Annotated in this window: 21 protein-coding genes and 1 pseudogene; 17 read left to right on the forward strand and 5 right to left on the reverse strand. The window is 52.5% G+C overall.

What is annotated here, in order from left to right; translation table 11 throughout:
- Nucleotides 1–111 precede the first annotated feature (111 nt).
- From ACN0YN_RS29230 to ACN0YN_RS29255, 6 genes are all read left to right on the forward strand, one after another.
- The gene (locus ACN0YN_RS29230; protein ID WP_417388425.1) at nucleotides 112–1413 is read left to right on the forward strand and encodes a TIGR03364 family FAD-dependent oxidoreductase; all 1302 of its coding nucleotides are present in this window, start codon (nucleotides 112–114) and stop codon (nucleotides 1411–1413) included.
- On the forward strand, nucleotides 1410–2768 hold the full coding sequence (locus ACN0YN_RS29235; RefSeq protein ID WP_417388426.1) for an MFS transporter: 1359 nt from the start codon (nucleotides 1410–1412) through the stop codon (nucleotides 2766–2768). Before ACN0YN_RS29230 ends, ACN0YN_RS29235 begins: the two co-directional genes overlap by 4 nt.
- A complete protein-coding gene (locus tag ACN0YN_RS29240) occupies nucleotides 2755–3339 on the forward strand; it encodes a phosphonate degradation HD-domain oxygenase (RefSeq protein WP_417388427.1) in 585 nt (194 codons plus the stop codon). Before ACN0YN_RS29235 ends, ACN0YN_RS29240 begins: the two co-directional genes overlap by 14 nt.
- A gap of 8 nt (nucleotides 3340–3347) precedes the next feature.
- A complete protein-coding gene (gene phnX, locus ACN0YN_RS29245) occupies nucleotides 3348–4142 on the forward strand; it encodes a phosphonoacetaldehyde hydrolase (protein ID WP_417388428.1) in 795 nt (264 codons plus the stop codon).
- Between the two features lies 1 nt (nucleotide 4143).
- Nucleotides 4144–5274, forward strand: coding sequence for a 2-aminoethylphosphonate--pyruvate transaminase (phnW, locus tag ACN0YN_RS29250; protein ID WP_417388429.1), 1131 nt, complete (start codon nucleotides 4144–4146; stop codon nucleotides 5272–5274).
- 216 nt (nucleotides 5275–5490) lie between these two features.
- Nucleotides 5491–6543 carry a zinc-binding dehydrogenase gene (locus tag ACN0YN_RS29255; protein WP_417388430.1) on the forward strand — a complete coding sequence of 351 codons (1053 nt, stop codon included), beginning with the start codon at nucleotides 5491–5493 and terminating at the stop codon, nucleotides 6541–6543.
- Between the two features lie 34 nt (nucleotides 6544–6577).
- On the opposite strand, the gene ACN0YN_RS29260 is transcribed toward ACN0YN_RS29255, so the two are convergent.
- The 3 genes from ACN0YN_RS29260 to obgE form a co-directional block, all read right to left on the reverse strand.
- Entirely contained in the window at nucleotides 6578–7780 is a 1203-nt protein-coding gene (locus ACN0YN_RS29260; RefSeq protein WP_417388431.1) for a hypothetical protein, read from the reverse strand.
- Between the two features lie 411 nt (nucleotides 7781–8191).
- Nucleotides 8192–8461, reverse strand: a complete 270-nt coding sequence (locus ACN0YN_RS29265) for a hypothetical protein (protein ID WP_417388432.1) — start codon at nucleotides 8459–8461, stop codon at nucleotides 8192–8194.
- Nucleotides 8462–8463: 2 nt separating this feature from the next.
- Entirely contained in the window at nucleotides 8464–9465 is a 1002-nt protein-coding gene (gene obgE / locus ACN0YN_RS29270; RefSeq protein WP_417388433.1) for a GTPase ObgE, read from the reverse strand.
- A gap of 601 nt (nucleotides 9466–10066) precedes the next feature.
- Between obgE and ACN0YN_RS29275 the strand changes: the two genes are divergently transcribed.
- The 11 genes from ACN0YN_RS29275 to ACN0YN_RS29325 all read left to right on the forward strand — a co-directional run bounded on the left by ACN0YN_RS29275 (nucleotide 10067) and on the right by ACN0YN_RS29325 (nucleotide 25435).
- A complete protein-coding gene (locus tag ACN0YN_RS29275; protein ID WP_417388434.1) occupies nucleotides 10067–11110 on the forward strand; it encodes a KpsF/GutQ family sugar-phosphate isomerase in 1044 nt (347 codons plus the stop codon).
- 66 nt (nucleotides 11111–11176) lie between these two features.
- On the forward strand, nucleotides 11177–14320 hold the full coding sequence (locus ACN0YN_RS29280) for a hypothetical protein (RefSeq protein ID WP_417388435.1): 3144 nt from the start codon (nucleotides 11177–11179) through the stop codon (nucleotides 14318–14320).
- Nucleotides 14321–14445: 125 nt separating this feature from the next.
- On the forward strand, nucleotides 14446–16077 hold the full coding sequence (locus ACN0YN_RS29285) for a DUF1570 domain-containing protein (protein ID WP_417388445.1): 1632 nt from the start codon (nucleotides 14446–14448) through the stop codon (nucleotides 16075–16077).
- A gap of 267 nt (nucleotides 16078–16344) precedes the next feature.
- The gene (locus ACN0YN_RS29290) at nucleotides 16345–17283 is read left to right on the forward strand and encodes a DUF1559 domain-containing protein (protein WP_417388436.1); all 939 of its coding nucleotides are present in this window, start codon (nucleotides 16345–16347) and stop codon (nucleotides 17281–17283) included.
- A gap of 27 nt (nucleotides 17284–17310) precedes the next feature.
- The gene (locus tag ACN0YN_RS29295) at nucleotides 17311–17727 is read left to right on the forward strand and encodes a carboxypeptidase-like regulatory domain-containing protein (protein ID WP_417388437.1); all 417 of its coding nucleotides are present in this window, start codon (nucleotides 17311–17313) and stop codon (nucleotides 17725–17727) included.
- Between the two features lie 188 nt (nucleotides 17728–17915).
- Complete coding sequence (locus tag ACN0YN_RS29300; protein ID WP_417388438.1) at nucleotides 17916–19115, forward strand: SGNH/GDSL hydrolase family protein; 1200 nt, start codon at nucleotides 17916–17918, stop codon at nucleotides 19113–19115.
- On the forward strand, nucleotides 19108–19431 hold the full coding sequence (locus tag ACN0YN_RS29305; protein WP_417388439.1) for a hypothetical protein: 324 nt from the start codon (nucleotides 19108–19110) through the stop codon (nucleotides 19429–19431). Before ACN0YN_RS29300 ends, ACN0YN_RS29305 begins: the two co-directional genes overlap by 8 nt.
- Nucleotides 19432–19717: 286 nt before the next feature.
- A complete protein-coding gene (locus ACN0YN_RS29310) occupies nucleotides 19718–20680 on the forward strand; it encodes a DUF1559 domain-containing protein (RefSeq protein WP_417388440.1) in 963 nt (320 codons plus the stop codon).
- Between the two features lie 109 nt (nucleotides 20681–20789).
- Nucleotides 20790–21227 carry a carboxypeptidase-like regulatory domain-containing protein gene (locus ACN0YN_RS29315; protein WP_417388441.1) on the forward strand — a complete coding sequence of 146 codons (438 nt, stop codon included), beginning with the start codon at nucleotides 20790–20792 and terminating at the stop codon, nucleotides 21225–21227.
- Nucleotides 21228–21458: 231 nt separating this feature from the next.
- A complete protein-coding gene (locus tag ACN0YN_RS29320; protein WP_417388442.1) occupies nucleotides 21459–23876 on the forward strand; it encodes a cytochrome oxidase in 2418 nt (805 codons plus the stop codon).
- A complete protein-coding gene (locus ACN0YN_RS29325; protein WP_417388443.1) occupies nucleotides 23870–25435 on the forward strand; it encodes a hypothetical protein in 1566 nt (521 codons plus the stop codon). The genes ACN0YN_RS29320 and ACN0YN_RS29325 overlap by 7 nt, the downstream gene beginning before the upstream one ends.
- A 126-nt stretch (nucleotides 25436–25561) precedes the next feature.
- On the opposite strand, the gene ACN0YN_RS29330 is transcribed toward ACN0YN_RS29325, so the two are convergent.
- Both ACN0YN_RS29330 and ACN0YN_RS29335 read right to left on the reverse strand, forming a co-directional pair.
- Nucleotides 25562–26095 carry a hypothetical protein gene (locus ACN0YN_RS29330; protein WP_417388444.1) on the reverse strand — a complete coding sequence of 178 codons (534 nt, stop codon included), beginning with the start codon at nucleotides 26093–26095 and terminating at the stop codon, nucleotides 25562–25564.
- A 60-nt stretch (nucleotides 26096–26155) separates the two neighbouring features.
- Nucleotides 26156–26687 (reverse strand): annotated as a pseudogene (locus tag ACN0YN_RS29335) (hypothetical protein); the annotation flags it as partial.

Consider the following 26687-nt stretch of genomic DNA (forward strand, 5'->3'; position numbering starts at 1 on the left):
TACCGATGTTAAAGAAGCGATGAAGAGCATGTAAATATTATCAATTATACTGCGTATTTTGTCATTGTATTTTGATAAAATTCCTCGATACTTTTCCCTGTACAATGAAGCTTGCGACAGGTCTGGCGGGAAGTTCCTCCTGTTTTCCCGCCAGACCGTCAGCGGGATTGCTTCCTGTTTCCAGGCGATCGCGGGGCGGCCCTGTCCCGTTTTCTCAATACTCACCCTGTTTCTGAAATCATGTCGACTCAAACTTACCAGCGTAAATACGATGTCATTGTGATTGGCGGCGGTGTCCTGGGTGCTTTCCATGCCTACTTCGCCATGTGTCAGGGGTTCAAGACATTGCTGATCGAACGCAACGTCTTTCCTCAACAGGCGTCCGTCCGCAACTTTGGATTGATCATCCCCAGTGCCATGCCCGCAGGCCGCTGGCGCGACCGGGCGATCGCTTCCTGTGAAATCTATTCCGAACTCTCTGAGTTACTCGGAGTTCCACTGCGACGGGTGGGAACTCAGTACCTGGCTCACACGGAAGCAGAAGCAGAATTTCTGAAACAGATGGCATTGTCCTGTGAAGACTCGTTATGCCCGGCGGAATTCTATAATGCCGAAGAAACCGTTCGTTCCAGCTGCTGCCTGAATCCGGAATTCTGTCAGGGCAGCCTGTTTTTTCCACAGGATCTGCAACTCGATCCCGACCAGTTTTTCCGAGCCTTCATCAACTGGATTGCGTGCACCTCGGACTGTGACTATCTCCCGAATACCACAGCGATCTCGGTAGAACCGCAGGGGAGCCTCAACCGGATCAGAACATCCTCAGGCAGAGAATTTCAGGCGAACCATGTGTTTGTCTGTTCCGGCGCAGACCTGCAGACCCTGTTTCCGGATGTCTACATCACGCGGAACCTGCAGTACTGCAAACTGCAGATGCTGAAACTCTCCAATCCCGAAAACCGTACGCTGGGAACCAGTATCGCGTCTCCCATCGCACTCACGCGCTATCCTGCATTTCTGAACGCACAGTTTCTACAGGGGATTGCTTTGCCGCCTCCTGACCCGGAACTGCAGGAGCTGGGTATTCAGATCTGGATCACTCAAAATCAGAACAACGAATTTATTCTCGGCGATTCACATGCTTACTCGACTGACCCGCCTGTGGAGTTTCTGTCAGCCGAAGTGGAAGCGCAGATTATTAATTATGCGCGAAAGATGTTCGTCAAACTCGACTTTCAGGTGATGGACCGCTGGTGTGGTATTTATACTGAAGAGAAGTCCGCAGGGCTGTTCCAGCAGACTCTTGATGACCGCATCCATTTAGTCACGGGAATCGGCGGTAAGGGAATGACGACCGGCCCGGGACTTGCCAGGGAAAATATCAGCCAACTCTCTCTTTCAAAAAGTCGCGCATGATGTCGAAGTCTCCAAACCGCAACTGGCAAATCATGACTCTGCTGAGTCTGTTTCTGGGTTATGTCGGCTATTATATCTGCCGCTCGAACCTGGCCGTCGCGACTCCGCTGCTGCTCAAAGAGTACGAAGGGGCCGGGATCACCAAAGTTGATATTGGTACGGTCGCTTCCGTCGGTGTGATGTTGTATGCCCTTGGAAAAATCATCAATGGCTATCTGGCCGATTTTCTCGGCGGGCGGCTGATGTTCCTGACAGGCATGATCGCATCAGTTTTATTTTCGATCTGGTTCGGACTGGCGGGGGGATTAACCCTGTTCGTGATCATCTGGGCCGGCAATCGGTTTTTTCAGTCGATGGGCTGGGTGGCGCTGGTGAAAACCGCCTCGCGCTGGTTTCCCGTCCAATGGCATGCGACCGTGATGGCTGTCCTCTCGCTTTCGTTCCTGTTCGGCGATGCGTTTGCCCGCTTCTACCTGGGTCGCCTGATCATGCTGGGCGAACATGATTCTTCCCTCAGTTTTCTGGCTGACTGGCGTACGATCTTTTTTATCTCCGCCGGCACACTGGGCCTGATTACGGTCTTTGTTTATTACAGTTTGAAGTCCAGCCCTATCGATGTCGGTCTGGAAGAACCGGATGCGAATCCACTCAACGTCTATGGAGCAGAAGGCAATCATGCACAGCGTATCTCCATCAAGGAAGTACTCAAACCGCTGTTTACCAGTCCGCTCTTCTGGCTGATCTGCATCATGAATTTCAGCCTGACTCTGGTCCGCGAAACCTTTAACTTCTGGACTCCGACCTTTCTGAACGAAGTCGCCAATTTTGAAATCGGCCAGGCCGCTGTAGGCAGCATGCTGTTTCCGCTGGTGGGAGGCTGTTCGGCCCTGCTGGCGGGAGTGACCTCGGATCGCCTTAAAGGGAGGCACGGACGTGTTGTCCTGCCCAGCCTGATTCTGCTGGTGCTCTCACTCATATTACTGACTACGATTGATGTCGCGGGCAAGCCCTATCTGGCGCTCACACTGATCTCACTGGTCGCCTTTTTTCTGATGGCCCCCTATTCGTTTCTCTCGGGTGTCATGGCGATCGATCTCGGCGGCAAGCGTGGCTGCTCGACTGCCGCTGGCCTCGTCGATTCCGCCGGCTACCTGGGCGCCATTCTGTCCGGTCACACCATCGGATTAATCGCGCAATATTATGGTTGGAAGATGGCGTTTGGCGGGCTGGCCGGAATCTGCTGCACGGCCGTCATTGCCGGTCTGATCTACTGGCGGATCCAGGAACGGCAGATGAACCTGGCACAACTCTTACCTGCGGAACCTGAACGGGAGGTGTCCCATGCCCCACAATGATCCCACATCAATCGTCGCTGAAATCAGGCAACGCTTTCAGGAAAAAGGGACTGACATGTACGCCGGCGAAGCGATCTCGCAGACAGAACATGCGTTGCAGGCGGCCTTCGCTGCCGAACAGGCGGGTGAGTCGGCAGAACTGATCGTGGCTGCATTACTGCATGACATCGGTCACCTGTTGCACAAATACGATGAAGACTGTGCCACGCAGGGAATTGATGATCTGCATGAACGCATCGGCGCACAATGGCTGGTGCGCTACTTTCCCAAAGAGGTTACCGAACCCATTCGGCTGCATGTCGACGCCAAACGCTATCGCTGTGCCACTGATGCCGAATACGCGTCGCGACTTTCCCCCGCCTCGGTTCTCAGCCTGCAATTACAGGGTGGCCCCTTTGACTCTGCAGAACAGACGGAGTTCGAACACAACCCCTGGTCAAAGGCTGCGCTCCGACTGCGCAACTGGGATGAAGCCGCCAAAGTACCGGACTTCAAAACTCCGGAACTCGAATATTTTTTAACTTATGTCCAGAGAGTTCTGCAGCAGCAGGCTTCGGATACAGATGAATGAAGGAAATTATGAAACCTGAAACGATCAAACTTGTGATCTTCGACTGGGCCGGCACCACGATTGACCACGGCTGCTTTGCCCCGATCTCTGCTTTTATCAAAGCTTTCAAAGCGTGTGGCGTGGATTTGACGCCACAACAGGCGCGCGGCCCGATGGGCCTGCATAAGCAGGATCACATTCGCAGCCTGTTTCAACTGGATGAGATCGCCGCACAATGGGAATTCATTCATCAACGCAGCTGGACCGAAGACGATGTCAAGCACATCTATGAAACGTTTATGCCGCTGCAGATTGAAGAAGCAAAACTGTTTACCGATCTGGTTCCCGACCTGTGTGAAACGATTTCGATTTTGAGAGACCAGGGAATTAAAATCGGCTCCACCACCGGCTATCCGCGGATTGTGGCAGATTCCGTTCTGGAAGCAGCGAAAGCCAAAGGTTATGCACCCGACTTCAGCATGTGCGCGGATGAAGTCCCTGCAGGACGGCCTGCGCCCTGGATGATCTATCGCAACATGGAAGCGCTGAATGTCTTCCCCCCTTCGGCGGTCGTCAAGGTGGGTGATACGGTTCCCGATATCGAAGCCGGGCTGAATGCGGGCACCTGGACAGTCGGCCTGACCCAGACGGGGAGTGAAGTCGGTCTGACCGTCGCTGAGTTTGCCGCTTTAAGCGATGAACAGAAAGCCGATCAATTAGCCATTGCAGAAACGAAACTCAAAAATGCCGGTGCCCACTTCGTGATTCCCACGCTGCAGGGACTGCCTGACATCATCGAACAACTTAACTCCAGAGAGAACTGAAATGGACGCCGACATTCTCTACCTGTTATTGACCCCCGGTCCTCTGACGACCACCCGCAGTGTGCGCGAAGCCATGCTGGCCGACTACTCGACCTGGGACGTGGATTACAATCAGCGCGTGATGGAAATTCGAGAACGGCTGGTGCGTCTGGCGACAGACTCAACCGAATACACGGCGGTCCTGATGCAGGGGAGCGGTACGTTTTCTGTGGAAGCGACCATCGGTTCGGTCATCCCGCCTGACGGAAAACTGCTGGTCATCTCCAACGGTGCGTACGGCAGCCGCATTGCTCAGATCGCACGCTGCCTGAAGATCCCTCTGCAGGAACTGGCATTTTCCGAAACGGAACCTCCCGATCTGCTACAGATCCGCGCAACACTGGCCGCTGATTCAGCCATCACCCATGTAGCGATGGTGCACTGCGAAACCACGACCGGTATGATCAATCCCGCTCAGGAAGTCGGCAAACTGGTACACGCCGCCGGAAAGGATTACATCCTGGATGCCATGTCTTCTTTCGGAGGCATTCCGCTTTCCATGCAAGACTTCCACGTCGACTACCTGATCTCCTCGGCCAATAAATGTATTCAGGGCGTACCCGGTTTTGGGTTTGTGATCGCGGATCAGTACAAACTGGAACAGACAAAAGGGTTGGCCCGATCATTGAGCCTGGATCTTTACGACCAATGGTATGAAATGGAACACAAGGGAGGCAAATGGCGATATACATCACCCACGCATGTCGTCAATGCCTTCCTGCAGGCGCTGAATGAACTGGACGCGGAAGGGGGTATTTCCGCCCGACACGCACGGTATCAGGAAAATCAGACCACGCTGGTGACCGAGATGCAGAAAAGGGGCCTGCAGACTCTGCTGCCACGGGAATTACAGTCGCCAATCATTACTTCATTTTATTATCCCGAGTCTCCCGCGTTTCAGTTCAATCAGTTTTATGATGAATTAAAAAAGAGGCGTTACGTGATTTATCCGGGGAAAATCAGTCAGGCGGATACGTTCCGGATCGGCAATATTGGTCATGTTTTCCCGACAGATATTGTGGACCTGGTCGCACAGATTGAACAAACGCTCAATCATTTAGACGTCCGTATGACGAACCCTTCCATTCAGTAAGTCTGAAAATTTTTAAATCGTTCACTTTCGGTTTATCAGAAAGCCGTTTATAAAAAATGAGACCATTCTGACCCGCCCGTTACACCATTTTCTTTGTCAAAAATCCAGCTATCTGAATAAGCGGTTCCATCAGATAGTGTTATCTGCCAGCAGCCTTAGTGTTTTATGATGAGCGATCAATGCACTTCTGTCATCCTGCAAGAAGATGACCGAAAGTTGGAATATACCAGAGTCGACCGGCCTCAATTGAAACCGGGTGAAGTACTGGTTGAAATCTTGTGTTGTACGATCTGTGGAAGCGACCTGCATACCTTCGAAGGCACGCGCTCTACCCCCTGCCCGACGATACTCGGACATGAGATGGTGGGACGTGTGGTCGATATGCATCCCGAATACACGGTCAAAGATTTTCTGGAGCGTCCGGTCGAAATCGGTGACCGGATCACCTGGTCGGTCGCGGTTTCCTGCAAACAATGCGAATTCTGTAAACGCGGGCTCACACAAAAATGCACGCGGCTGTTCAAATACGGTCACCAGCGATTGAACGAACAGAATTACCTGAGTGGTGGACTGGCCAGCCATTGTCATCTGGTCAAAGGCACGACCATTTTTAAAGTCCCCAAATCACTGCCCGATCTGATCGCCAGCCCGGCGAACTGTGCTACCGCAACCGTCATGGCGGCATTCCGCCTGGCAGGCGACATCGCAGAGAAATCCGTTTTAATTCTGGGAGCGGGCATGCTGGGAGTCACGGCCTCAGCGGTCGCCCATGCGAAAAACGCCGACACCGTCTTTGTCTCAGATATTGATCCGGAACGTGTCCGCCGCAGCCTGGAATTCGGGGCGCGACATGCATTGCTGGTGAAAAAGGAACAGCCACTGCATCAGGAAATTCTGCATCTGACAGAAGGGCGTGGCGTCGATATCGTGTTCGATATGACGGGGGTTCCTGAAGTCATCGAGAGTGGCCTGGAAGCGATGGCCATTGGTGGATCCATGATTCTGGTGGGCTCCGTCTATCCCGCCCGACCGGTTCAGCTTTCTGCAGAGACAATTGTCCGGAGATTACTGCGAATCGAAGGCATCCACAATTACGTGGATCTGGATCTGGCGAATGCTCTGAATTTCCTGGAGCGGTTCCAGAACCAGTATCCTTTTTCCAGACTCTGCGAACAGACGTTTCAACTGAGTGACATCAAAGCAGCTTTTGAAGAATCGGCTAACCGTCGCTCCTATCGTGTGGCGGTCCTGCCTGATTCCAGTTCCTGAAATTCAGCAGCACAAGCCGACGGTTCGCGAATTCTCAGAAGTCGATCTCGGCAGACTGACCCAGATCGATTCCGCCTCGGGATGAACTCGCTCCGCGGTTATAGCGGGCTGCGGGTCTCTGTTGAGGACGCATCTGCTGTGCAGGACGAGCGACAGGCTGAGGTCGTGTCTGGGGAGCAGCAACAGAATCCTGATGCAGTGAAGTGCGAGGCAGACGTTTGGCTTCCGGTACGAAGGCAACAGACTCCTTTACCTGTCGTTTTTCTGCTGGTCTGCCGCTGAAAGGAATGCGAGAGTCGATGGGCAGAGGCCGTGACTCACGCTGCATCTCTTCAGCTGGTTCTGCACTGGCCAGAGCGGTCTGCTCAGGCAGTTCCGCCACAAAGTCGGCTTCCACCTGATCGGGACTCTGTGAGCGAATTACCAGGTCTTTGTTATCAACCGCAGAAGCCGGTTGTGGTTCTGCCGCTGCCAGCTGCTGACCAGCGGGCAGATTCAAAGACGGGCTGCCTGCCATAATCCAGCTGCCCCAGCGTTGTTCCAGCGCTTCGACGTTTTTGATTTTGTACATTTTGGCGATGGCTTCGTCCCAGCCATTTTTATGAGCATGTTCCAGAAACATCAGATAGCGTTTTTTGCCGCCCGTCTGCAGCAGGTAATCTGCCAGGGAATAACCTTCAGCGTACAATGTCAGAACCTGTTGCATCTCAGACGGGTATTCAGTCATCGAGAGCAGATTTCGCAGTGGGATCCGTTTATTGGTTCCCATCACCTGGCGATTCAGCAGGCGTTGACGTTGTCTTTCTGATTCGTGTTCCACAATCGTTGCTGCCCCTTCATCGGCCCAGCGAGGCAGCGGTCGACGAAAGTGGCAGGCAAAGATCGTATGATTGATTTCGTGCGGCAAGACAGAATCCAGGATGCGTTCCAGAGAACCTTGGATCTCCATGTTCCAGCCGAACACTTCGCCGCCGTCAAATGAGAAGGTGGTCGCGCCGCCAGCACCCATTTCACCGACTTTGACTTTGATCGGACAGGGGGAAAACCATTTGGGAAGCTCGTATCCCAGCCACGTGATCGCCAGTTCTTTGCGATAAATCTCAGCAGCATCACCAACCTGTTTCGCGATTTCAGGTGTAGGTGCGTGTGTTACGAAGTTGGAAGTTTTGTAAGAAGCACCCAGCGAGATGAATGATGCCAGGAATAAGACGAGACAGCGACTGATTTGAGCTTCCATGCCCTTGGGATCCTTTTCGTTGCAGCCACAGGCGGGTCTGTGACTGACAAGCTCAGCAATTTAGTAACGGGATAGTTTTGGGTCGATCACTCGATTTGGGGTTTTGAGATATGATCTTGGTTGAACCGGAAACGATCTTTGGTGAATTCCTATCAAGCTCAGAGGTCGTTTCAGGTGAGGAAAGTTTATTGCAAACAGAGGACCAATGAGAAGAGATTTTTCCGGTTCCAATATGTGAACATCGAGCAATCCTGGCCCTAAGCTCTTTTATAAAAGCGGCTTAGAATATCACGATCCTGGAAAATTTTTCCCGGTGCGACCTGAAAACCGGTTGTAGATATTGCAAATTCGGCTCAAAAAAGTGGCGAGATGCAAAAATTACAATTCTGTTTCGCTTAAGCCGGATCGGCATCAGAAGCGAATCCGGGCGAAGCCCCAGCCCAGAATAAAGCCGATACCCATCAGGATTCCCAGCTCGGTAATTCGCTGCGTCTGATTGGGTGTGAGATTGAAAACTGCCTGGATCAGGAAGCAGGTCACCATCATCACACCCGCACCATACAGACCAAAACGCACACGGACTTCGCCGGGCGTACTTTCCCGCGCGCCGGGTGTTTGAGAAGCAGGAACGACAGGCTGCTGGCGGTTTTCTTCTGTTTCAGCAGGGGGCTCCGACTCCACGCTTACGCCTCAACTTCCAGTTCCTGAAGTTCGTCAATAATCATGCGTACGAGTTTTTCGAGATTGGAACCGGTGGCAGAAGAAATCTGCATGACGGGTCTTCCCAGCTCTTCTCCCAGCAGTTCAGCGACCGTTTCTGCATCAGGCAATTCACTTTTAGTCACAACGATGATCTCCGGTCGTTCCATCAGACTGGCATCATACAGACGCATTTCTTCCCGAATCTGGCGGTAGTTCTGAATCGGATCGGTCTGATCCATGGGGGAAGGCTCGACCAGGTGGACGAGGACCCGTGTGCGTTCGACATGTCTGAGGAATTCGTGCCCCAGACCAACGCCTGCATGGGCACCTTCGATCAGACCGGGAATATCCGCCATCACAAACTGATGGTCAAAGCCCACACGCACCAGCCCCAGATTGGGATACTTGGTCGTAAACGGGTAATCGGCGATTTCCGGATGAGCTTTCGAAAGTCGACTGAGCAGAGTCGATTTACCCGCGTTGGGCTTACCCACCAGTCCCACGTCGGCAATCAGCTTGAGCTCCAGCGAAATGTCTCTCAGTTCGCCTGCGCCCCCTTTTTCGAATTCGCGGGGAGTCTGATGGGTCGCTGTCGCGAAATGGCGATTGCCACGCCCCCCTTTGCCTCCTCTGGCGACCACGACTCTGTCGCCACTCTGCTTCATATCGCGCAACAGATTTCCGCGTTTACTGTCAATCACCAGAGTGCCCGGCGGTACCATAATAATGGCATCTTCGCCGCACTTACCGGTTTTCAGGCTGCTCGAACCGTGTCCGCCACGTTCGGCATTCCAGTGCTTATGGCCGATAATATTTCCCAGGCTGCTGACATTTTCATCGGCGATGACAACCACATCACCCCCCTTACCACCATCGCCGCCATTCGGACCGCCTCGGGGTACGTGTGCTTCTCTGCGGAAACTGGCACATCCATCTCCGCCGTCACCGGCTTTACAATAAATATCGACGCGATCTACAAACATGATATTCCGACTACTGTTTCTACTCTGCTAAGTTTACGACCTGGTTCCTGTAGAGAATGAATCTACCAGATACAGGAACAACTCTGTTTCAATCATGACACTGACCGGCTGCAGCATCTGCATACCGTTTGGTATCAGGATGTTGTGAATTTCAGAACATGGATCACCATCGTGGCTCTGAATCTTTCAGCCTCGGTCCAGAGGCCCCTGGCGACACTACAGAAAAACTGGACACAGTCTAAGGCACGTACTCGACGGCGGTTAGAAAAATTCCTGTAGCTATCAACGGAACATTGCAATGAGCCCAGATGAGACGACCGGCGTCCCCATTGCCGCTCCTCCTTCTATTGTAGATTCTTATGCTGAAAATACGAGTGCCCTCGGTTCCATTCTTGGACAATCGCCTGCTTCCTCGCTCCTCCGACCTGATTCTCTCATGGAATTGCAAGTAAGCCCTCACACGCAGAAAACCATAAGCCATTTACACACAACACCTTACAGCTTATTCCAGACGCCAGATTCGCATTGACCTGCCTGAGGGATCTCTTTATACTCCCGCACCCTGAACATGCCCGCAAGGATGCGATAAAGGAATGGCGTGATGAGTTCCCTGCCTGCCAGGTCGGTAATCGAGTTTTCTCAATTTGATCAATTACGAGATGCGCGTGAAATTATCTTCAGCGAGGCAGACGCCTTGCGCCAGATGGGACGTGCACTCGGTACGGAACTTTGCGACGCGGTAGATCTGATCATGTCGCGTAAGGGCGCGGTCATCTTAACCGGCATGGGGAAAGCAGGACTGATCGGCCAGAAGATCTGCGCCACACTCTCCTCTACGGGAACGCGTTCCCATTTTCTGCATCCCGCGGAAGCCATTCACGGCGACCTGGGTTGCCTGCACCCCGAGGACACCATTCTTGCACTCTCCAACAGCGGCGAAACAGAAGAGATCCAACGCCTGCTGCCACTCATACAAAAAATGAATCTGCCCATCATCGGAATCACAGCGCGAACCACGAGCACGCTGGGCGCTGCCTGCCAGGTCGTCTTATGCCTGGGAGATCTGAAAGAAGCAGGCCCGCATCAGCTGGCACCATCGACTACCACCACAGCCATGCTGGCAATGGGCGATGCGTTATCGCTGGTCATCAGCAAAGCACGAGGCTTTTCGCCATTACAGTTCGCAACATTTCATCCGGGCGGCAGCCTGGGACGACGTTTAACAAAGATCAATGAAGTGATGCGTCCCCGGTCGGAAATTCGAGTCACCGGAGAGACCACTTCGATCCGTGATGCCTTTGTGAAACTGAGCCTGCCGGGACGACGCAGCGGTGCTGTGATCATCGTGGATGATGCCAACCGCATCACAGGTATTTTCACTGACAGTGACCTGGCCCGACTGCTGGAAGAGCGCCGGGAGGAACAACTGGATCAACCCATTTCCCGGGTCATGACCGAAAAACCAACCACCATACTGGATGATGCTTCCCTGGAAGAAGCCATCAATTTATTAAAGGCCCGCAAGTTGAGCGAGCTGCCCGTCGTGGATCAAGAAAAACATCTGGTCGGGCTGATTGACATTACAGACGTAATTGGCTGGCAACCCGGACTGGAATCTTCCAGCACCAGCAGACAATCAGGTTAAACTGATTTCCCTTTTCATTTCTGACCGACATTTCACTTCCACTATTAGAAACATTTTTCGATTCGTATGACCGGAACCATTCGCGCTGACAGGAATGGATTTTTCGATCGCCTGATGGCCAACCACCTGTTGCTGACCTGGTTCACAACAGCTGTGTTATCCGGCGCCTACCTGATGTACGCGCAGGCCATGCGGACTGTGATTAAAGAACAGGTCGTCCGTCAGGAGTTCCCCGAAGAAGTCTTCACGTCTCCCGCTTATGCCTCGGGGAATAATGAGAAAGCGAAAACCTTTCTGCCCGAACATGAATGGGCCGCCGATGCACGCTATCAGTTCAAAGACGAAAACGTCTTTGTCTACACCGAACAGTGGGAGCAGGAAGAAGACGATAAAGCCGCGCGTCTGAAGCCCTTCGCCATGTTGATGTTCGACCGGAAAAAAGGGGAAACTGAAGCCCCCATCGCGCTGGTCAGCGAAGAAGCTCTGGTCCGCTTTGAGTACCCATTTGGCGTCAAACACACCGATCCGGGACGGATGATCGCCGGTTCCCTGGAAGGTCGTGTAAAAATTACAGGCCCGAATGGACTGATCATCTGGGGCCGCAATTTCTGGTACGATGAAGCGTCGATGAATATCTATAGTGACCACGAAGTCCAGTTTGCCTATGAAGATCATCGCGGCAAAGCGCGCGGCATCGAACTGAAACTGATCCCTGCCACTACAAAACTCAAGGAACTCAAACCTGCAGTGGAGGGCATTCGCGAAATCGTGTTACGCCACGATGTGCACATGAAACTGGCGATCAAGAAAAACCCCCAGCCCTCCGAGACAGGCCCCTCCCGGTTCGCTACTGTAAGCTCTGGTAGCTTCACCTTTAACCTGGAGACAAACCAGGGCGTATTTAAGGACGATGTACGGGTCTATCATCCAACCAGTCCCCAGTATGCAGACACCCTGCAATGCGATAACCTCCAGCTGCAATTCGTCCGGAAAGATGAAACGGGAAGCACCGTCAAAGACGTCTCACCCTCACCGGGCCACTCCAGTGGAAAACTGACCTTTGAGGAACTCATCGCGACAGGCAGTACAGTCACGCTGATTTCAGAAGAAAATCAGTTTACCGGTACGATGACCCGCCTGTTATATAACGAAGCGACAAAGACGATCGTGCTGCAGGACCAGCAGGCCGTGCGCATCTACCAGCAATCTTCAGAACTGCAGTGCCCGGACATCACAATCAACCAGGATCAGGACGGGCGTCTGGAAACCGTATTCTGCAAAGGGGTCGGCTTCATCAAACACCGTGATCCGGCCAGCGGGCAACTGCTGATGGCAGCGCAATGGGTTGACCATATGAAAAAGTCAGTTGACCCGGAAACCACACTGGAAATGGTGGAACTGGAGAAAGAATGCATCGTCAGAAAACCGGATGCAGAATTTGCACTCGCCGCGCATAAGATCCGTCTGTGGCTCAAGGGTGAACTCCCTTCAGCCAGACAGCCACACAACTTGAAACCTGCGGCAGCTTCGTCCGGCAGCGACGGCTCACAGAAGATGCAGAAAAAAATTGATCCGCATAAAATGATCGCCGAACAGGACGTGGCGATCTACAGCCCTCAGCTGCGCGGGAAAACGAAACGCCTCGAAGTCTGGTTCGATGAAGAAAATAAACCTCAGTCTGCCCCCAATGCGCCAATCGGCGTGATGGCACCTCAAACCGTTTCTCCCGTGAAACATGCCGCCTTCGCTGTGGAAGATATACTGCCTGCGCAGCAACAGCGTGCTGCGGATAACCAGGCAGGTCGTGCCGAAATTGCTCAAAACCGGAACGCGCGACCTCCTGAGAAAAAGGAAAAGGACTTGTCAGCAGAGCCGATCATGGTGGTTGCGGAGCTAATGAAAATTCGCATCAAAAAAAATGACGTCGGCAAAGAGGAAGTCACCGAAGTCTGGACCGAAGGTGCTGTGACTGTCGACCAGTTTAACGAGGAGCAGGACCAGCCTCTGCATATTACAGGCAACCAGTTGCACATTCAGAACAAAGGCAGTAATGATCAGATTCTGCATGTCATTGGCAGCCCTGCCAAAATCAATGCGCAGGGCTCTCAGATTGAAGGCGAACACATCTACCTGTATCGCCTGGCAAACCGGGCGGAAGTCCAGGGGAAAGGCCTGCTGTTGCTCCCGGTTCGTGGAGGGCAAAAAGCGGCCGGCGGTTTACTGTCCGGAGCGGAAAGCATCACAAAAGAAAACAACCTGATGGCTTCCGGAAACAATGACGCCCAGGACAACCTGTTGGAGATTCACTGGGAACAGGAAATGATCTTTGATGGCTTGACCGCTAACTTTTTCGGAAAAGTCAGAACCAATCTGGGTGACAATCGACTGCGTTGCCAGGAGATGGAAGTGATCCTGTCTGACCGGGTCTCCTTTACAGAAAAAAATTCATCCGAACAGAAGCCCGACGTGCATTTCATTACCTGCCGCGACGGCGTCGAAGTGGAAAGTAATGAATACCTGGATAATCGGCTGGTCGGTATTCGCCGCGCCAGTTTCTGGCAGATGAACGTGGACCAGAAAACCGGTAACGCCGAGGCACGTGGTCCCGGCTGGCTGGTCTTGTGGCGACGGGAACATCCGGAGAAGACCAGTTCGCAGTCCAAAGTCTCCCAGGCAAACCTGCCTCAAAAAACCGAAAGTGACAGCTGGAATTATACCCGCATCGACTTCAACGGAAAAATGGCCGGTAATGTTTCACAACGGAGCACCACGTTTGACGATCGCGTGCAGATCACCTACGGGGGAGTGAAGCGTCCCCTGGATACGATCGACCCAGACAGAATGCCCCCCGGTGCGGGTTCCATGCGGAGCAACAGCCTGAAACTGATTCAGCATGATATAGAAGGGCAGAAAAAGAAATTCATTTCGATGCTGGCGAAAGGGAATGCCGAAGTCGAAGGCAATACTCTGATCAAAAGCAAACAGACTCCCACCAGCCAGGAGTTCAGTGCCAGCGCAGATACCATCAGCTTTGATCAATCGAAGGATCAGTACACGCTGCGTTCTTTTGGAAACCGCAAAGCAACACTCCGTAGATTCTCACGCTCCGGGCAGACTCCGACCAGAAGTGTTTCACAACAGATTGAGTTCTCTCCGTCCCATGATCGAGTCACATTACACGGTGTAACCGAAATACAGGGGTTGCCTTAAGTCAATTCCGCTCGAAATCAGAGATTATTTCTTTTTTCCCCCCACGATCTCACCTACAATCGAATAAGAGTCTTTGCCTGCCACTCTCATCTCTGGTGGACTTCAAACAAGGAACAACAGTGAATATGCCTGTCATGCAGCAGCAACATTCCCGAAGCACACTTCGTCCCGGCACCTCGAAACAGGCGCCGGTTGAGTGGTCAGCCTGGCGCTCCAGGTTGTCTCGAGGATTCTGTCTGCTGACCCTGATTGTTTTACAGTTGGCGCTGACAGATCGCGTGCAGGCACAAAACCCGCGTGCGCTGGAGGCGTATCAGAAACAGTATCAGATTCTGCAAACCAACTTTCGAAACGAACTGATCCAGCTGGCCCGGAAATGTCAGAGCGAACAACAGCAGGCGGGCGTGCAGACGATTGCCGAAATCATCAAAGAGCTGCAGGAATTCGATCCGCAGGCGAATCCGCTGCCGCGTGAAGTTCGTCCGGACCTGCCAGTCAGTCTGCCTGCCGATGAACGCGGCTGGCGATTGAAGCTGAGAAATCTGCAGGAGGAACAGGCCAACGATCTGTTTGTCTTCTCCCGCAAAGTGCTGCATGCCGGCTTCCCCAGTTATGCCTACGATCTGATTCTGGAAACCGCATACCACAACCCCGATCAGCGTTCCGTGCGACAGATCCTGGGCTACGTGCGAAACGGCGATGAATGGGTGACCCCATTTGAAAAAGAGATGCACGACCGCAAACAGCAATGGCACCCCCGATTTGGCTGGTTGCCCGCGGCTCATATCGCCCGGTACGAGCAGGGCGAACGGTATGTCAACGGACGCTGGAAATCGGCGGCACAGGAAGCAGAAATCCGGCGCGACTTCCGGAATGCCTGGGAGATCAAAACCGAACATTTTCTGATCAAAACCAATCACAGTCTGGAAATGGGTGTGAAGCTGGCCACGGAAATGGAAGACTTTTACCGCTATTTCCACCAGACTTTCGCCGCCTTCTTCAATACGCCCGAACAAATGCAGAAACTGTTTGAAGGAGCCCGCAATCCGTTTCAGCGTCGTAATAAAAACGATCAGCACGTGATGCATTATTACAGCACTCGTGAAGAATATCTGCAGCGACTACAGAAGGACATTCCCCAGATCGGACTCACACACGGCATCTATCTGTTCGGCGATCGAATCTCGCACTTTTATCATCGTCCCGATGCAGAAGGCGATCTGGGAACGCTGTATCATGAAGCAACCCACCAGTTGTTTTATGAATCCAGCTTTCAAGGCAGAGGCCGTCAGGTCGGCGAAAAGAATCATTTCTGGGCCATCGAAGGGATTGCCTGCTACATGGAATCCTTTGAAAAGCAGGGCAACAAGTTTCGCGCCGGTAATCCCAATCACATCCGCTTCAACGCGGCACGCTATCGGCTGTTGAAAGATGAGTATTATGTCCCCCTGGAAACATTTGCAGCGATGGGCCGCTACGCTTTTCAGCACAGCCCGAACATGAGCCCCAATTACAGTCAGGCTTCCGGGCTGTCTCATTTCTTCATGCATGCAGCACGCGGAGAATACCGGGACGCATTTATCAATCAGTTGACGCAGCTCTACAGCGTCAATTCCCGGGTACGCAATAACCCGCAAACGCTCGCAGAATTACTGGATATCTCATACGCTGACCTTGATCAGCAGTACAGAGAATACTCGGCAAGCCTGCAGAAAGCCCTTAATGAACGCGCTTTGAGCCTGCAGTCCAGCCCGTGAATCCGGATCCGCTTTGAACCGGAATATGCATCGAATTTACGGTCCCTGTTCACTTCCCGCACCTGCTAACAGACTTCGTTTTCCCCAACACAATAGCGCACAAATATTTACACTTCTTAATTAACATATGGCATGTTAATTAGATTTGCTATTAAATTTTCTTGCTTCCGTCGTTTAAATCTGGCTAAAATAGTAGCTTCACTTCAAATTCATTTTTTAATTTAGTTTTACTTATCCTATCATCCTCTTCTATAAGGAAATGAACTAATGGCACTCAAGTTCGAAAGCGGTACAAAACGAGGTTTTACACTCATCGAGTTACTGGTGGTCATCGCGATCATCGCCATTCTGATTGCCCTGTTATTGCCAGCCGTCCAGCAGGCACGTGAAGCGGCCCGGCGGTCTACCTGCAAAAATAATCTGAAACAACAGGGGTTGGCTTTGCACAACTACCACGATTCTCACCGCATCCTTCCCCCGGGAGATGTCAATGGCGGTGGTTATGATTGTGCCTGGCTGGGAAGCCAGGAGACTCGCAACCACACGGGTCAGTTATATATGCTCCCTTTCCTTGACCAGGCGAATATTTACAATCAAGTCAACTTCTCGATGGCTACCGGACTGGGTGATGGGAATGGGGTCTGCACAGGTCCTACCGCAGGAATCCAAACGGCAGCCACTTCACACTCCATCGCGGTGTTTGAATGTCCCAGCGATTCCTACTCACATGGCCCTTATACCTATACCTCAAACCTGGCTTACGCGACGAACAAGGATTATCGCACGAGTTACACTTTTATTTATCTCACTTATTCAGCGGGTGTCTCTTATGAATCTATCTTAGGAATCAAAACGGCCTTCGGACACAACGGGGCAGCCAGGATGCGGGACTTCAGCGACGGTACCAGTAACACCATGGTGATGATGGAAACCCCCATGGAAAAAGACTCGGCGATTCGAGGTCCGTTCTGGGCAACATGGGTGGCCACAGCCGCAATTATTGCAGCCCCTTATCGGAAGATTAACCAGCCCACCAGCGCAACGAACCCTCTGGTCAACTGGGGATCTCCAGGCAGCGAACACGTGGGTGGTTGTCATGCACTGATGGGTGATGGCGCAGTACGCTTCGTCTCCGAGAATATTGACATTACTCTTCTCAGATCAGTGCAGACAATCAACGGCGGCGAAGTGGTCGGCGAATTTTAATTCTTAAACGAATGGCAAGTGATACCAATGCAAATCAATTTTCATAAGTTTTTATGCGCGATCTGCCTGCTGACAACCACCCTGATCGCAGGTTGCTCAGGCGGAGGAGCTGATACCCCGAAACTGGGTCAGGTTTCCGGTACGATTACTCTCGATGGTCAGCCGCTGACGCAAGCCTCTGTGACGTTTCAACCGCAGTCGGGCGCACCTTCAGTAGGCATGACGGATGCAAGCGGGAAGTATGAGTTGGCTTATACCCCTGATACAAAGGGAGCAATTCCAGGCCAGCACACAGTACGCATCAGTAAGATGGGAGAGCCAGGCTCGCCCAATGACACTGAAGATCAGGTTCCGGCAAAATTTAATCAGAACTCGAAACTTACTGCGGAAGTCAAAGAGGGTGAAAATACGGTGAACTTCGACCTGGACTCCAAAGCCAAATAACTCCCGGATTTGCGTTACTCGCAATCACTCAGAAAAAATCAGCAGACCCTGTTCCTTCGGGAGCAGGGTCTGTTTCTGTTTCACAGACAGCTGGCTTAAAGCCTTTCTTTCTGGACCCGACCCCGGACGTGCGATAGGATGAATGTGTTTCGTTTCCTGTCCTGCATTCCTGTCAAACAGAGATCTTCGTGATGCCCCCTGCATGTCATCCGAAAACCGAACCGCCAGCTACCCTCCGGCGCGTCCGTCATCCGCTGCTGTTTCGCGGTGCAGCGATTCTGCTGGGACTCTCTCTACTGGTACTACTGGAACTGGCACTCCGTTTGTGTGGCGTCCAGCCTCTACCCGACAGTCAGGACCCCTTCATTTCCTTCAGCTCTGATGCCACACTGTTTGTCAAAGATCCTGCAGGAACGAATTATCAGACCGCTCCGGAACGCATCGACTTCTTTCGCCCGCAATCCTTCCCCGTCAACAAACCTGCAGATACGTTTCGCGTCTTTGTCCTGGGTGGTTCGACCGTCCAGGGCCGACCCTATGCCGTGGAAACATCATTTACGACCTGGCTGAAAATCAACCTGCAGGCGGCTGAACCGAAGCGTCATATCGAAGTCATCAACTGTGGTGGAGTTTCATATGCCAGCTATCGCCTGGTTCCCATTCTGCGGGAGACGCTGCAGTACCAGCCCGATCTGTATATCGTTTACACCGGCCATAATGAGTTTCTGGAAGAACGCACTTATGGTAACCTCAAACAGAGTTCTTCAATCTCGCTGGCTACACAGAAATCGCTGCGGGATTTACGCATCGCCTCCCTCATGCAACGATTACTGCCAAAAACGCAGGAAGAAACAGCAGTCTCCCCGAAAACCGTGTTATCTGCAGACGTGAATGCCCGACTCGATTTTCAGAAAGGCCTGGAGGGTTATCATCGTGACGCCGAGACACGTCGTGGAATCATCGAACATTTCGAATACAACGTCAGGCAGATGATCTTACTCGCGAAGCAGGCTGATGTGCCTCTCGTACTCGTCAATCCGGTCTCGAATCTCAAAAACTGTCCCCCGTTTAAAAGTGAATTTGCAATCGGACTTTCACAGGAACAGCAGGATCAACTGATCTCCTGCTGGAATGCAGCTAACGACTGTGACTGGAAAAAGGCCGACCGCAAAATGCAGCTATGGGAAGAAGCCGTGCGCATTGATCAGCAGCACGCCGGCCTGCTTTATAGCGTAGGAAAAACCTGCGAACATCTGCAGCGTTATCCGGAAGCAAAAGACTGGCTGACAACAGCTAAGGAAGAAGATATCTGTCCGTTGCGCATCCTGGAGCCGATGCATGAGGCGCTGTCTGACATGGCGCAGGAATATAACGTACCCCTTGGTTGATATCCGCCGATTAATTGAGCAGCAGACACCGAATGGCATCCCAGGGAGTGAATGGCTCGTCGATCATGTGCACCCCAGTATTGAGGGACACCAGCTGATTGCGGATGCACTCTTTGAAAAACTGGTGGCCTTACAAATCTGCTCACAAACGGCTGACTGGGAGTCGAATCGGGATCAGCTCCGCCAGACTCATTTGAATTCGCTGCCGGAAGAATATTTCCTGCGCGGCGCACTGCGCAGTAGAAGACTGGAAGGCTGGAGCCGGGGTCACAGTCAGAAAATTCCCCCTGCCTCAATTCCTGCTTCAACAAATTGACAACGGACCAGAAAAACCGCTGTAACATATTTCACTGCAATAACTTACAGAACAATGACCACCAGAAACTCATCCCCTGCCTGAATGCCAGACATAGGGGCTTTTGACCAGACCCCTTCAAGCCGCATACTTGATCTAGTTTGCCTCACTGCATACGATTCCTTTAACCTCAAAATGTAGTCCCGCCACATCAGGTTATATGAACTATGTTGAAATATAACCTCTTACGTTCGAGTTCACTTACCGAGCTTCCTTCCTTTTTCCCGTTAATTGATTTGGAAAACCCATGAAAAGCGCATCATCATTAACCTCCAGACGAGGTTTTACTCTCATTGAATTGCTGGTCGTGATTGCGATTATCGCGATCCTGATTGCATTACTGTTACCTGCCGTTCAGCAGGCCCGGGAAGCAGCCCGCCGCAGCACCTGTAAAAACAACCTGAAACAGGTCGGTCTGGCCTTACACAATTACCATGAGACCCATAGCGTTTATCCTCCCGGAGGACTTGGTACCCATGGTCCTTCCGCCTGGGTCCATCTCCTGCCCTTCGCCGATCAGGCGAACGTTTACAATCAACTGGTTTTCGAAGGAACTTACTTCTGGTTTGGAGGCGCTTCCAGCGTGCCAAATTCGCCTGCCATTAATAATACGAAACCACCTTATATGGCTTGTCCTTCCAGCGCGCTGCCACAAAGCGTTAATGCTACCACAGGCAGTACCACCACCAGCGTATTCATCTCATCCTATATCCTGATTTCAGGTGCAACCGGGATCAGTCAGATTCAGGACGATACCTACTCCAAAGGAGGATTCAGTAATAAAGGGATTCGCTCTAACGGAGGTTCCTTTACCTTCCGTCAATCATTCCGTATTCGCGATTTTCTGGATGGAACTTCCAACGTTGCCATGGTGGGAGAGCAATCTGGCTGGGGACAAAATGCAACCGGAAGCCAGACGGATATTCGTTCCGCTTATGCAAGTGGTGCCTGGATGAGCCCCAACACTCCCATCGATCACGATCCACGCTGTTACAACACAACCACACTCCGCTATCCCATCGGCTATCAGAGCACCGGAGTTGGAATTGCTAACGACGCCTGTAACAACCCCATCCAGTCCCAGCATACAGGCGGAGCGCACATGCTGCTCGGAGACGGTGCCGTCCGGTTTGTCTCTGCCAATGCAGACTTCAACACGCTTCGCCACCTCTGCTGCCGTGCAGACGGAAATGTTCTTGGCGAATTTTAATTGACGATGATCTCTCTGAGCTGAAGTCGTAAAACTGCATGTGGTGTCCTCAATCATGGGGGACACCACATCTATTTTGAGATCACTTTCCCTTCCTGGAACCAAAACCATGAAACAGCTTGCCCTTTCTCTTTTGACTCCCCTGTTCCTTTCAGGTGCATTATTCTTTTTCCCCGGCTGCCAGGGCACAACGACCGATTTTGGTCCCACCGGAGCGTTATCGGGAAAAGTGACCTATAAAGGCGAACCTGTTAAAGAAGGGCTGGTGCAGTTCAATAACCCGGAGAAAGGTTTTGGCGGCCAGGCTGTGATCGATGAAGATGGGACCTATACCGTCACCAACAGTTCGGGAGGGCTGGTGACCGGAACCTATCAGGTCAGCGTTGTTCCTCCCACGATTGAAAAATCGTTTGGCCCCGACACGCCTCCCTCCGAGGTCCTGAAGGAAATGCCCAACATACCGCAAAAGTATCATTACCCCAAATCCAGCGGATTGACCGTCGAAATCAAAGAGGGTGAGAACACCTTCGATATCGAGATGCAATAAACACGCCTGACTTCCTCCCAGACTCTGACGTAACTACAAAATATCTCACAGTTTATGCTGAGGACAACAGCCGCATTATTGCAGTAAAAGGATACAAATCTGACGCATACTCTGATTGATTCGAGTCGGCCGCTACTCTATGATCGAAGATCAATGTCTACTTATGTTGACGTTGATCTTGTCTTTCCTGAATCTGACCTGTGACGCCGCTCAACATGAAAGAGACACCTGATGAGACAATGCTGGACTTTCACATTCCTGGGGCTGGTCTTCCTGATCGCCGGACAGCCGGTGCAAAGTGAAACGCAAACGCCGCCGTTTGTAGCCGGTTTCGATCGCTTCGCCCGCCATGACGAACTGGAACCGCATGCGGGAGGCCAGTTGCTGATCAGCGAATTGAGTTGCGTCGCCTGTCATCCCTCACAACGCTCTGAACTGCAACCCAAGCGCGGTCCCCGCTTAACGGGAGCCGGCAATCATCTGCAGCAGCAATGGATTCGTGAATTTCTCGCCGCACCGCAAAATGCCAAAGCGGGCACAACGATGCCCGATGTGCTCCATGGTTTGCCTGCCGAAAAAAAACAACAGGCGATTAACGCATTGACTGCGTTTCTCACAGCGCAGCAGTCCGCCTATCCCGAGATCAAAGCGACCGGCGCTAACCCGGTGCCTCACGAATTCTGGAAGAAAGGCAACGTCAAATCAGGTCAGGAGCTGTATCACAAAATCGGCTGTGTGGCCTGCCACGAACCTGACACTGAGTATGAACCGGGAGAAACAAAAATTTCTCCCTCTGATAAAATGCTCGCCCAGCTTGATCCTGAAGACATCAAAGAACTGGGACTGGCGGCCGCTGTCCGTCCCGTCAATTCGGTTCCCCATGGCAACCTGCCGGCTAAATACACGGCAAAGTCATTAACGTTTTTTCTGCTCAATCCCGAACAGACACGCCCTGCGGGACGGATGCCGCAACTCAAACTCAAAGCAGTCGAAGCGGCTGACATCGCCGCCTACCTGCTGCAGAAACAGACGGCTGCACAGGCTGTGGAAGAAAAAAACAGCGACGCAGACTTAGTCGCGACGGGAGAGCGTTTATTCGTTGAACTGAAATGTGTGAACTGTCACGATGCCAAAAAACTGAAACCAGCACAGTTTGCTCAACCACTGGCTAAACTGAAACCGGCTGCTCCCTCCAGCTGCATGCATGCCGCTCAGAAAAACATGCCCGCATATCCGCTCGACCAGCAGCAGCAGACGGCAATCCAGCAGACCCTGGCCAGTCTTCCCGACCAGAAAACTGCCAGCCCGAAGCAGCAGCTGGATTTTCAGGTACTGCAGCTTAACTGTTATGCCTGCCATGAACGGGACAAACAGGGGGGCGTCGGCTTCAATCGTAAACCCTATTTTGAAACCGCCGCCCACGTCGACCTGGGTGATGAAGGTCGCATTCCTCCCACACTGACCGGGATCGGCTTTAAACTGCAGAAGAAATGGCTGTCGAAAGTTCTGAACGGAACCGGCGACATCCGCTTTCACATGCAGGCCCGCATGCCCGTCTTTCCCAAACAACAGGTCTCAACATTGCCCACCGCTTTTGAAAAAGTCGACGGTAAAGCGCAGCAGCCTGACACCAGAATTTTTCCCGAGCATGACAAACTGGCTTCGTCAGGCCGCATCATGCTGGAAACCGGTTGCATCCAGTGTCATCCGATTCGAGGCGAAAATATGCCGGGCGTGGTCGGCACCGATTTGGGTGATGTCACCAACCGCGTACATCCCAGCTGGTTCCGTGCATTCCTGCTCGACCCTGCTTCCCTGAAACCACGCACCCGCATGCCCACCTTTTTCCCGGGTGGAAAAAGCCAGAACAAAGATCTGCTCGACGGCAACGTGGATCAGCAGATCGCGGCACTCTGGGGCTACCTGAAAGCGGGATCCAAACAACCGCTGCCTGAAAAGATCCTGGAAGCGAAATCCAAAAACTACGAACTGGTTCCCGATAAACGTCCGATTGTCCTGCGTACGTTCATGCAGGAGGCAGGCACACACGCCATCGCGGTCGGCCTGCCGGAGAAGGTTCATTTCGCCTTTGATGCCGAACAGGTCCGCCCTGCGCTTGCCTGGAAAGGTCGCTTCCTGGATGCACAGGGAACCTGGTTCATCCGCTTTGCTCCTCCCGCCGACCCGCTGGGGGGTAATGCAGTCCTGTTTCCTGCTGGGGCACCGGTGGCGCTCCTGAAAAATCGGCAGCAGTCGTGGCCCGTCTATTCACCGGATGCGAACGAACTGCAATTTCGAGGATACCGCGTCGATGCGGAAGGCGTTCCGACCTTTCTGTATCGTTGTGGAAAGATCGACATCGAAGACCGGTTCGAAGCTACCGAAAAACAGGCACTTAAAAGACGACTGACCATCAAAGGCAGCCCACAACAGAGCAATTCAGAGAAACTCTGGTTTCGTGGCCTGACCGGTAAAACTTTAAAACCACTGAATCCGACAACCATGCAAAACCAGGCTGGGCTCCAGGTTTCGATCTCACCCGAACTGGCAAAAGCCGGCCTTCTTCGCAAACACGACAAACAGTCAGACTGGATCATCCCTGTACCTGCCACAGAGAATACGACAATCGAGGTGACCTACCAATGGTAATACGCGCGCTCCCGTTCCTGTTAACACTGCTCTTTTTCACATGTTCTGCGAACAGTCAATCCGTTTTTGCAGAGAGTGAAGAGGACTATTACCGGCTCGTTTCCATCATGACGCCCAAAGCGCAAACCGAATCGCGGGCCGCCAACTGGAAGCCGGCCCCCGGCGATCTGGTACTGGAAGTCAGCGGCATCGCAGTCCTCGATGATCATCGGATTGCCGTTGCCATCCGCAAGGGGGAGATCTGGATCATGGATGGCGTGTATGAAGAACCTCCCAAAAACGTCACCTACAAGCGCTTCGCAACCGCCTTGCATGAACCATTGGGTCTGATCTGGAAAGACGGCGCATTCTACACGGTACAACGCAGCGAACTGACACGTATCCGCGACACCGACGGCGACGACATCGCCGATGAATACCTGACGGTCACCAAAGGCTGGGGTGTCACTGGTCATTACCACGAATATGCGTACGGCCCCGTGCTCGACCACGATGGCAACATGTGGCTCACGTTAAACATCGGACTGGGTCTGAAGAAAGAACATAAATCGCGGGCCGTCACCGATCCGACGCTGGGCTTTTCGCAGGGCCGCTGGCGCGGCTGGGGGATGAAGTGTACTCCAGACGGAGAGCTGATTCCCGTCTGTGCGGGCATGCGGTCTCCGGCCGGTCTGGGAGTGAACCGTGCCGGCGATGTATTCTACACCGACCAGCAGGGTAACTGGGTCGCCACCAACTCGCTGCATCACATGCGCGAAGGCGCGTTCTTTCATCATGTCGAAGCTCTCGCATCAATGAGTCTTCCCGGCTCTCCCGTTAAGGGCATCAAAGAAATCCCCAACGGTCTGCCTTTACCGGAAGCCCTCAAACGCATGCCACAACTCAAACCGCCGGCAGTCTGGTTCCCGTATAAGAAAGCCGGCCAGTCGGCGACCGACATCATGCTCGATGACAGCGGCGGAAAATTCGGGCCCTTCGATGGTCAGTTTTTTGTCGGCGAATTTACACAGGCTTCCATCCAGCGCGTCTTCCTGGAAAAAGTCGACGGCGAATACCAGGGGGCCTGTTTCCCGTTTCGAAGCGGCTTCGCCTCTGCTGTACTCCGCATGGCTCAGGGAACTGACGGCAGCATGTTTGTCGGCCTGACCAACCGGGGTTGGAGCAGTCTGGGAACGGCCTCTTACGGTCTGCAGCGACTGGTCTGGACGAAAAAAATGCCGTTCGAAATCAAAGAGATGCGGGCACAACCTGAAGGATTTGAACTGGTCTTCACGAAACCGGTTGACCGCAAGACAGCTGCAGACCCGAAGTCGTACAAGCTGCAGAGCTACACCTACACCTATCACTCTTCCTACGGCAGCGATGAAATTCTGCCTCGTAACCTGGAGATTGAAAACATCACTGTTTCGGACGACGGTTTGAAAGCGGAACTCAAAGTGAAAGGCTTGCGCGAACTGTATGTGCATGAACTCAATGCAGACGGGGTGAAAAGCAAAGAGGGTCAGTCACTACTGCATCCCGCTGCTTACTACACATTGAATCGCATTCCGAAAAAATAACCTGAGTTCAAAACGACCGGTTGTTTTCGGGATATTAGTGCGCATCACATTTAACCATAGCGTCTGTCATTCTAATATACTCGGTCCAAATGGCCCTGGAGACGCTACAGTAAAACGGGACACCGTCTAATTCAGAAAGCCGCGCTCGCGTAATTCCTGGATATTGCCGGGCGCACTTTCCCAGACCCGTTCCGCCGCATAACGCATCACCGCAATGCCTCCCATGCCGGGCGGTGCACTGAGGATGGCAACATGCTCTTCCTCTTCGTCGTCCAGCTGTCGATTCAGTTTGGCGACCGCTTCTTCAATGCTGTCACTCACGATCCGCTCGGGGCCACTGGTATTGGTAAACTTCAGATTAGAAAAACCGGCCGTCCGCGAAAGCAGAAAGGCAGCCAGGTCGGCTTCTTCCTGTTCTTCGAAGAAATTGCGAAACTCGGGCTCCATCCGATCAGGGGTAATGATCATCGGCCGGGTAATACTGACTTCCCCCTTACGAATAGTCACCGTCGAACCACGCTCCGCAGCCCCACATACCAGATAATAAGGCAGTTTCTGATCGCCGAAGGTGAATAAAGAAAAATGGACCGGACGTTCAATTCGTACGGCAGTCCAGATTTCGAAGAAGCGCTGTTCATCGAACTCGTGTGAAAAATTCATCAGGTTCCAACCGGGTTGAATAATATTGCGGCGAGTAAAACGATTATGATCAGCGGGTGATTAACTCAGCTTTTTCAGTTTACTGACACGTCCGATGGAAACCCATTCGGTCACAAACAGGTTCCCCTCCTGATCGAAGCAGGCATCATGTGGATGAACGAATCGGCCAGCCTGCCAGGTTTCAGGCTGCGTGCGCACTTTAAAGCCATCCAGGACTTTGTTCGTCCAGTCCTGATCGTACCCCAGATGTGTGATGACTTTGTTCTGCTTATCAAACAGGGTGACGCGCGCGTGCAGATCAGAGACAACCATGATGTCGCCCTGAATATCAATATCGGCTGGAAAGCTGACCGTATTGACAAATCCCAGATGTTTTCCGTCGAGCGAGAAATACTGCAGACGGTGGTTGGCCCGATCGCAAACCGCAACTTTGGGTGTGCCGTCCCGTTCATCCAGCCACATCCCATGCGGCGTTTTCATTTTACCAGGCTCGGTTCCACTACCGCCCCAGAAGAATTCGGGCTTATCTATGAAGAGCATCTTGTCAAGTGGTTTTATTCTTCGCGCATGGGTACCTTTCTGAGACTGAATC

The sequence above is a fragment of the Gimesia sp. genome (assembly GCF_048260065.1).
Classification (GTDB): Bacteria; Planctomycetota; Planctomycetia; order Planctomycetales; family Planctomycetaceae; genus Gimesia.

Excerpts from the sequence above, each read along its gene's own strand:
- ACN0YN_RS29320 (WP_417388442.1), top strand. The coding sequence starts at position 21,459 with ATGAGACAATGCTGGACTTTCACATTCCTGGGGCTGGTCTTCCTGATC.
- ACN0YN_RS29315 (WP_417388441.1), top strand. The coding sequence starts at position 20,790 with ATGAAACAGCTTGCCCTTTCTCTTTTGACTCCCCTGTTCCTTTCAGGT.
- ACN0YN_RS29330 (WP_417388444.1), bottom strand. The coding sequence starts at position 26,095 with ATGAATTTTTCACACGAGTTCGATGAACAGCGCTTCTTCGAAATCTGG.
- phnX (WP_417388428.1), top strand. The coding sequence starts at position 3,348 with ATGAAACCTGAAACGATCAAACTTGTGATCTTCGACTGGGCCGGCACC.
- ACN0YN_RS29325 (WP_417388443.1), top strand. The coding sequence starts at position 23,870 with ATGGTAATACGCGCGCTCCCGTTCCTGTTAACACTGCTCTTTTTCACA.
- ACN0YN_RS29295 (WP_417388437.1), top strand. The coding sequence starts at position 17,311 with ATGCAAATCAATTTTCATAAGTTTTTATGCGCGATCTGCCTGCTGACA.
- ACN0YN_RS29260 (WP_417388431.1), bottom strand. The coding sequence starts at position 7,780 with ATGGAAGCTCAAATCAGTCGCTGTCTCGTCTTATTCCTGGCATCATTC.
- ACN0YN_RS29240 (WP_417388427.1), top strand. The coding sequence starts at position 2,755 with ATGCCCCACAATGATCCCACATCAATCGTCGCTGAAATCAGGCAACGC.
- ACN0YN_RS29290 (WP_417388436.1), top strand. The coding sequence starts at position 16,345 with ATGGCACTCAAGTTCGAAAGCGGTACAAAACGAGGTTTTACACTCATC.
- phnW (WP_417388429.1), top strand. The coding sequence starts at position 4,144 with ATGGACGCCGACATTCTCTACCTGTTATTGACCCCCGGTCCTCTGACG.
- obgE (WP_417388433.1), bottom strand. The coding sequence starts at position 9,465 with ATGTTTGTAGATCGCGTCGATATTTATTGTAAAGCCGGTGACGGCGGA.
- ACN0YN_RS29310 (WP_417388440.1), top strand. The coding sequence starts at position 19,718 with ATGAAAAGCGCATCATCATTAACCTCCAGACGAGGTTTTACTCTCATT.
- ACN0YN_RS29285 (WP_417388445.1), top strand. The coding sequence starts at position 14,446 with ATGCCTGTCATGCAGCAGCAACATTCCCGAAGCACACTTCGTCCCGGC.
- ACN0YN_RS29280 (WP_417388435.1), top strand. The coding sequence starts at position 11,177 with ATGACCGGAACCATTCGCGCTGACAGGAATGGATTTTTCGATCGCCTG.
- ACN0YN_RS29275 (WP_417388434.1), top strand. The coding sequence starts at position 10,067 with ATGAGTTCCCTGCCTGCCAGGTCGGTAATCGAGTTTTCTCAATTTGAT.
- ACN0YN_RS29235 (WP_417388426.1), top strand. The coding sequence starts at position 1,410 with ATGATGTCGAAGTCTCCAAACCGCAACTGGCAAATCATGACTCTGCTG.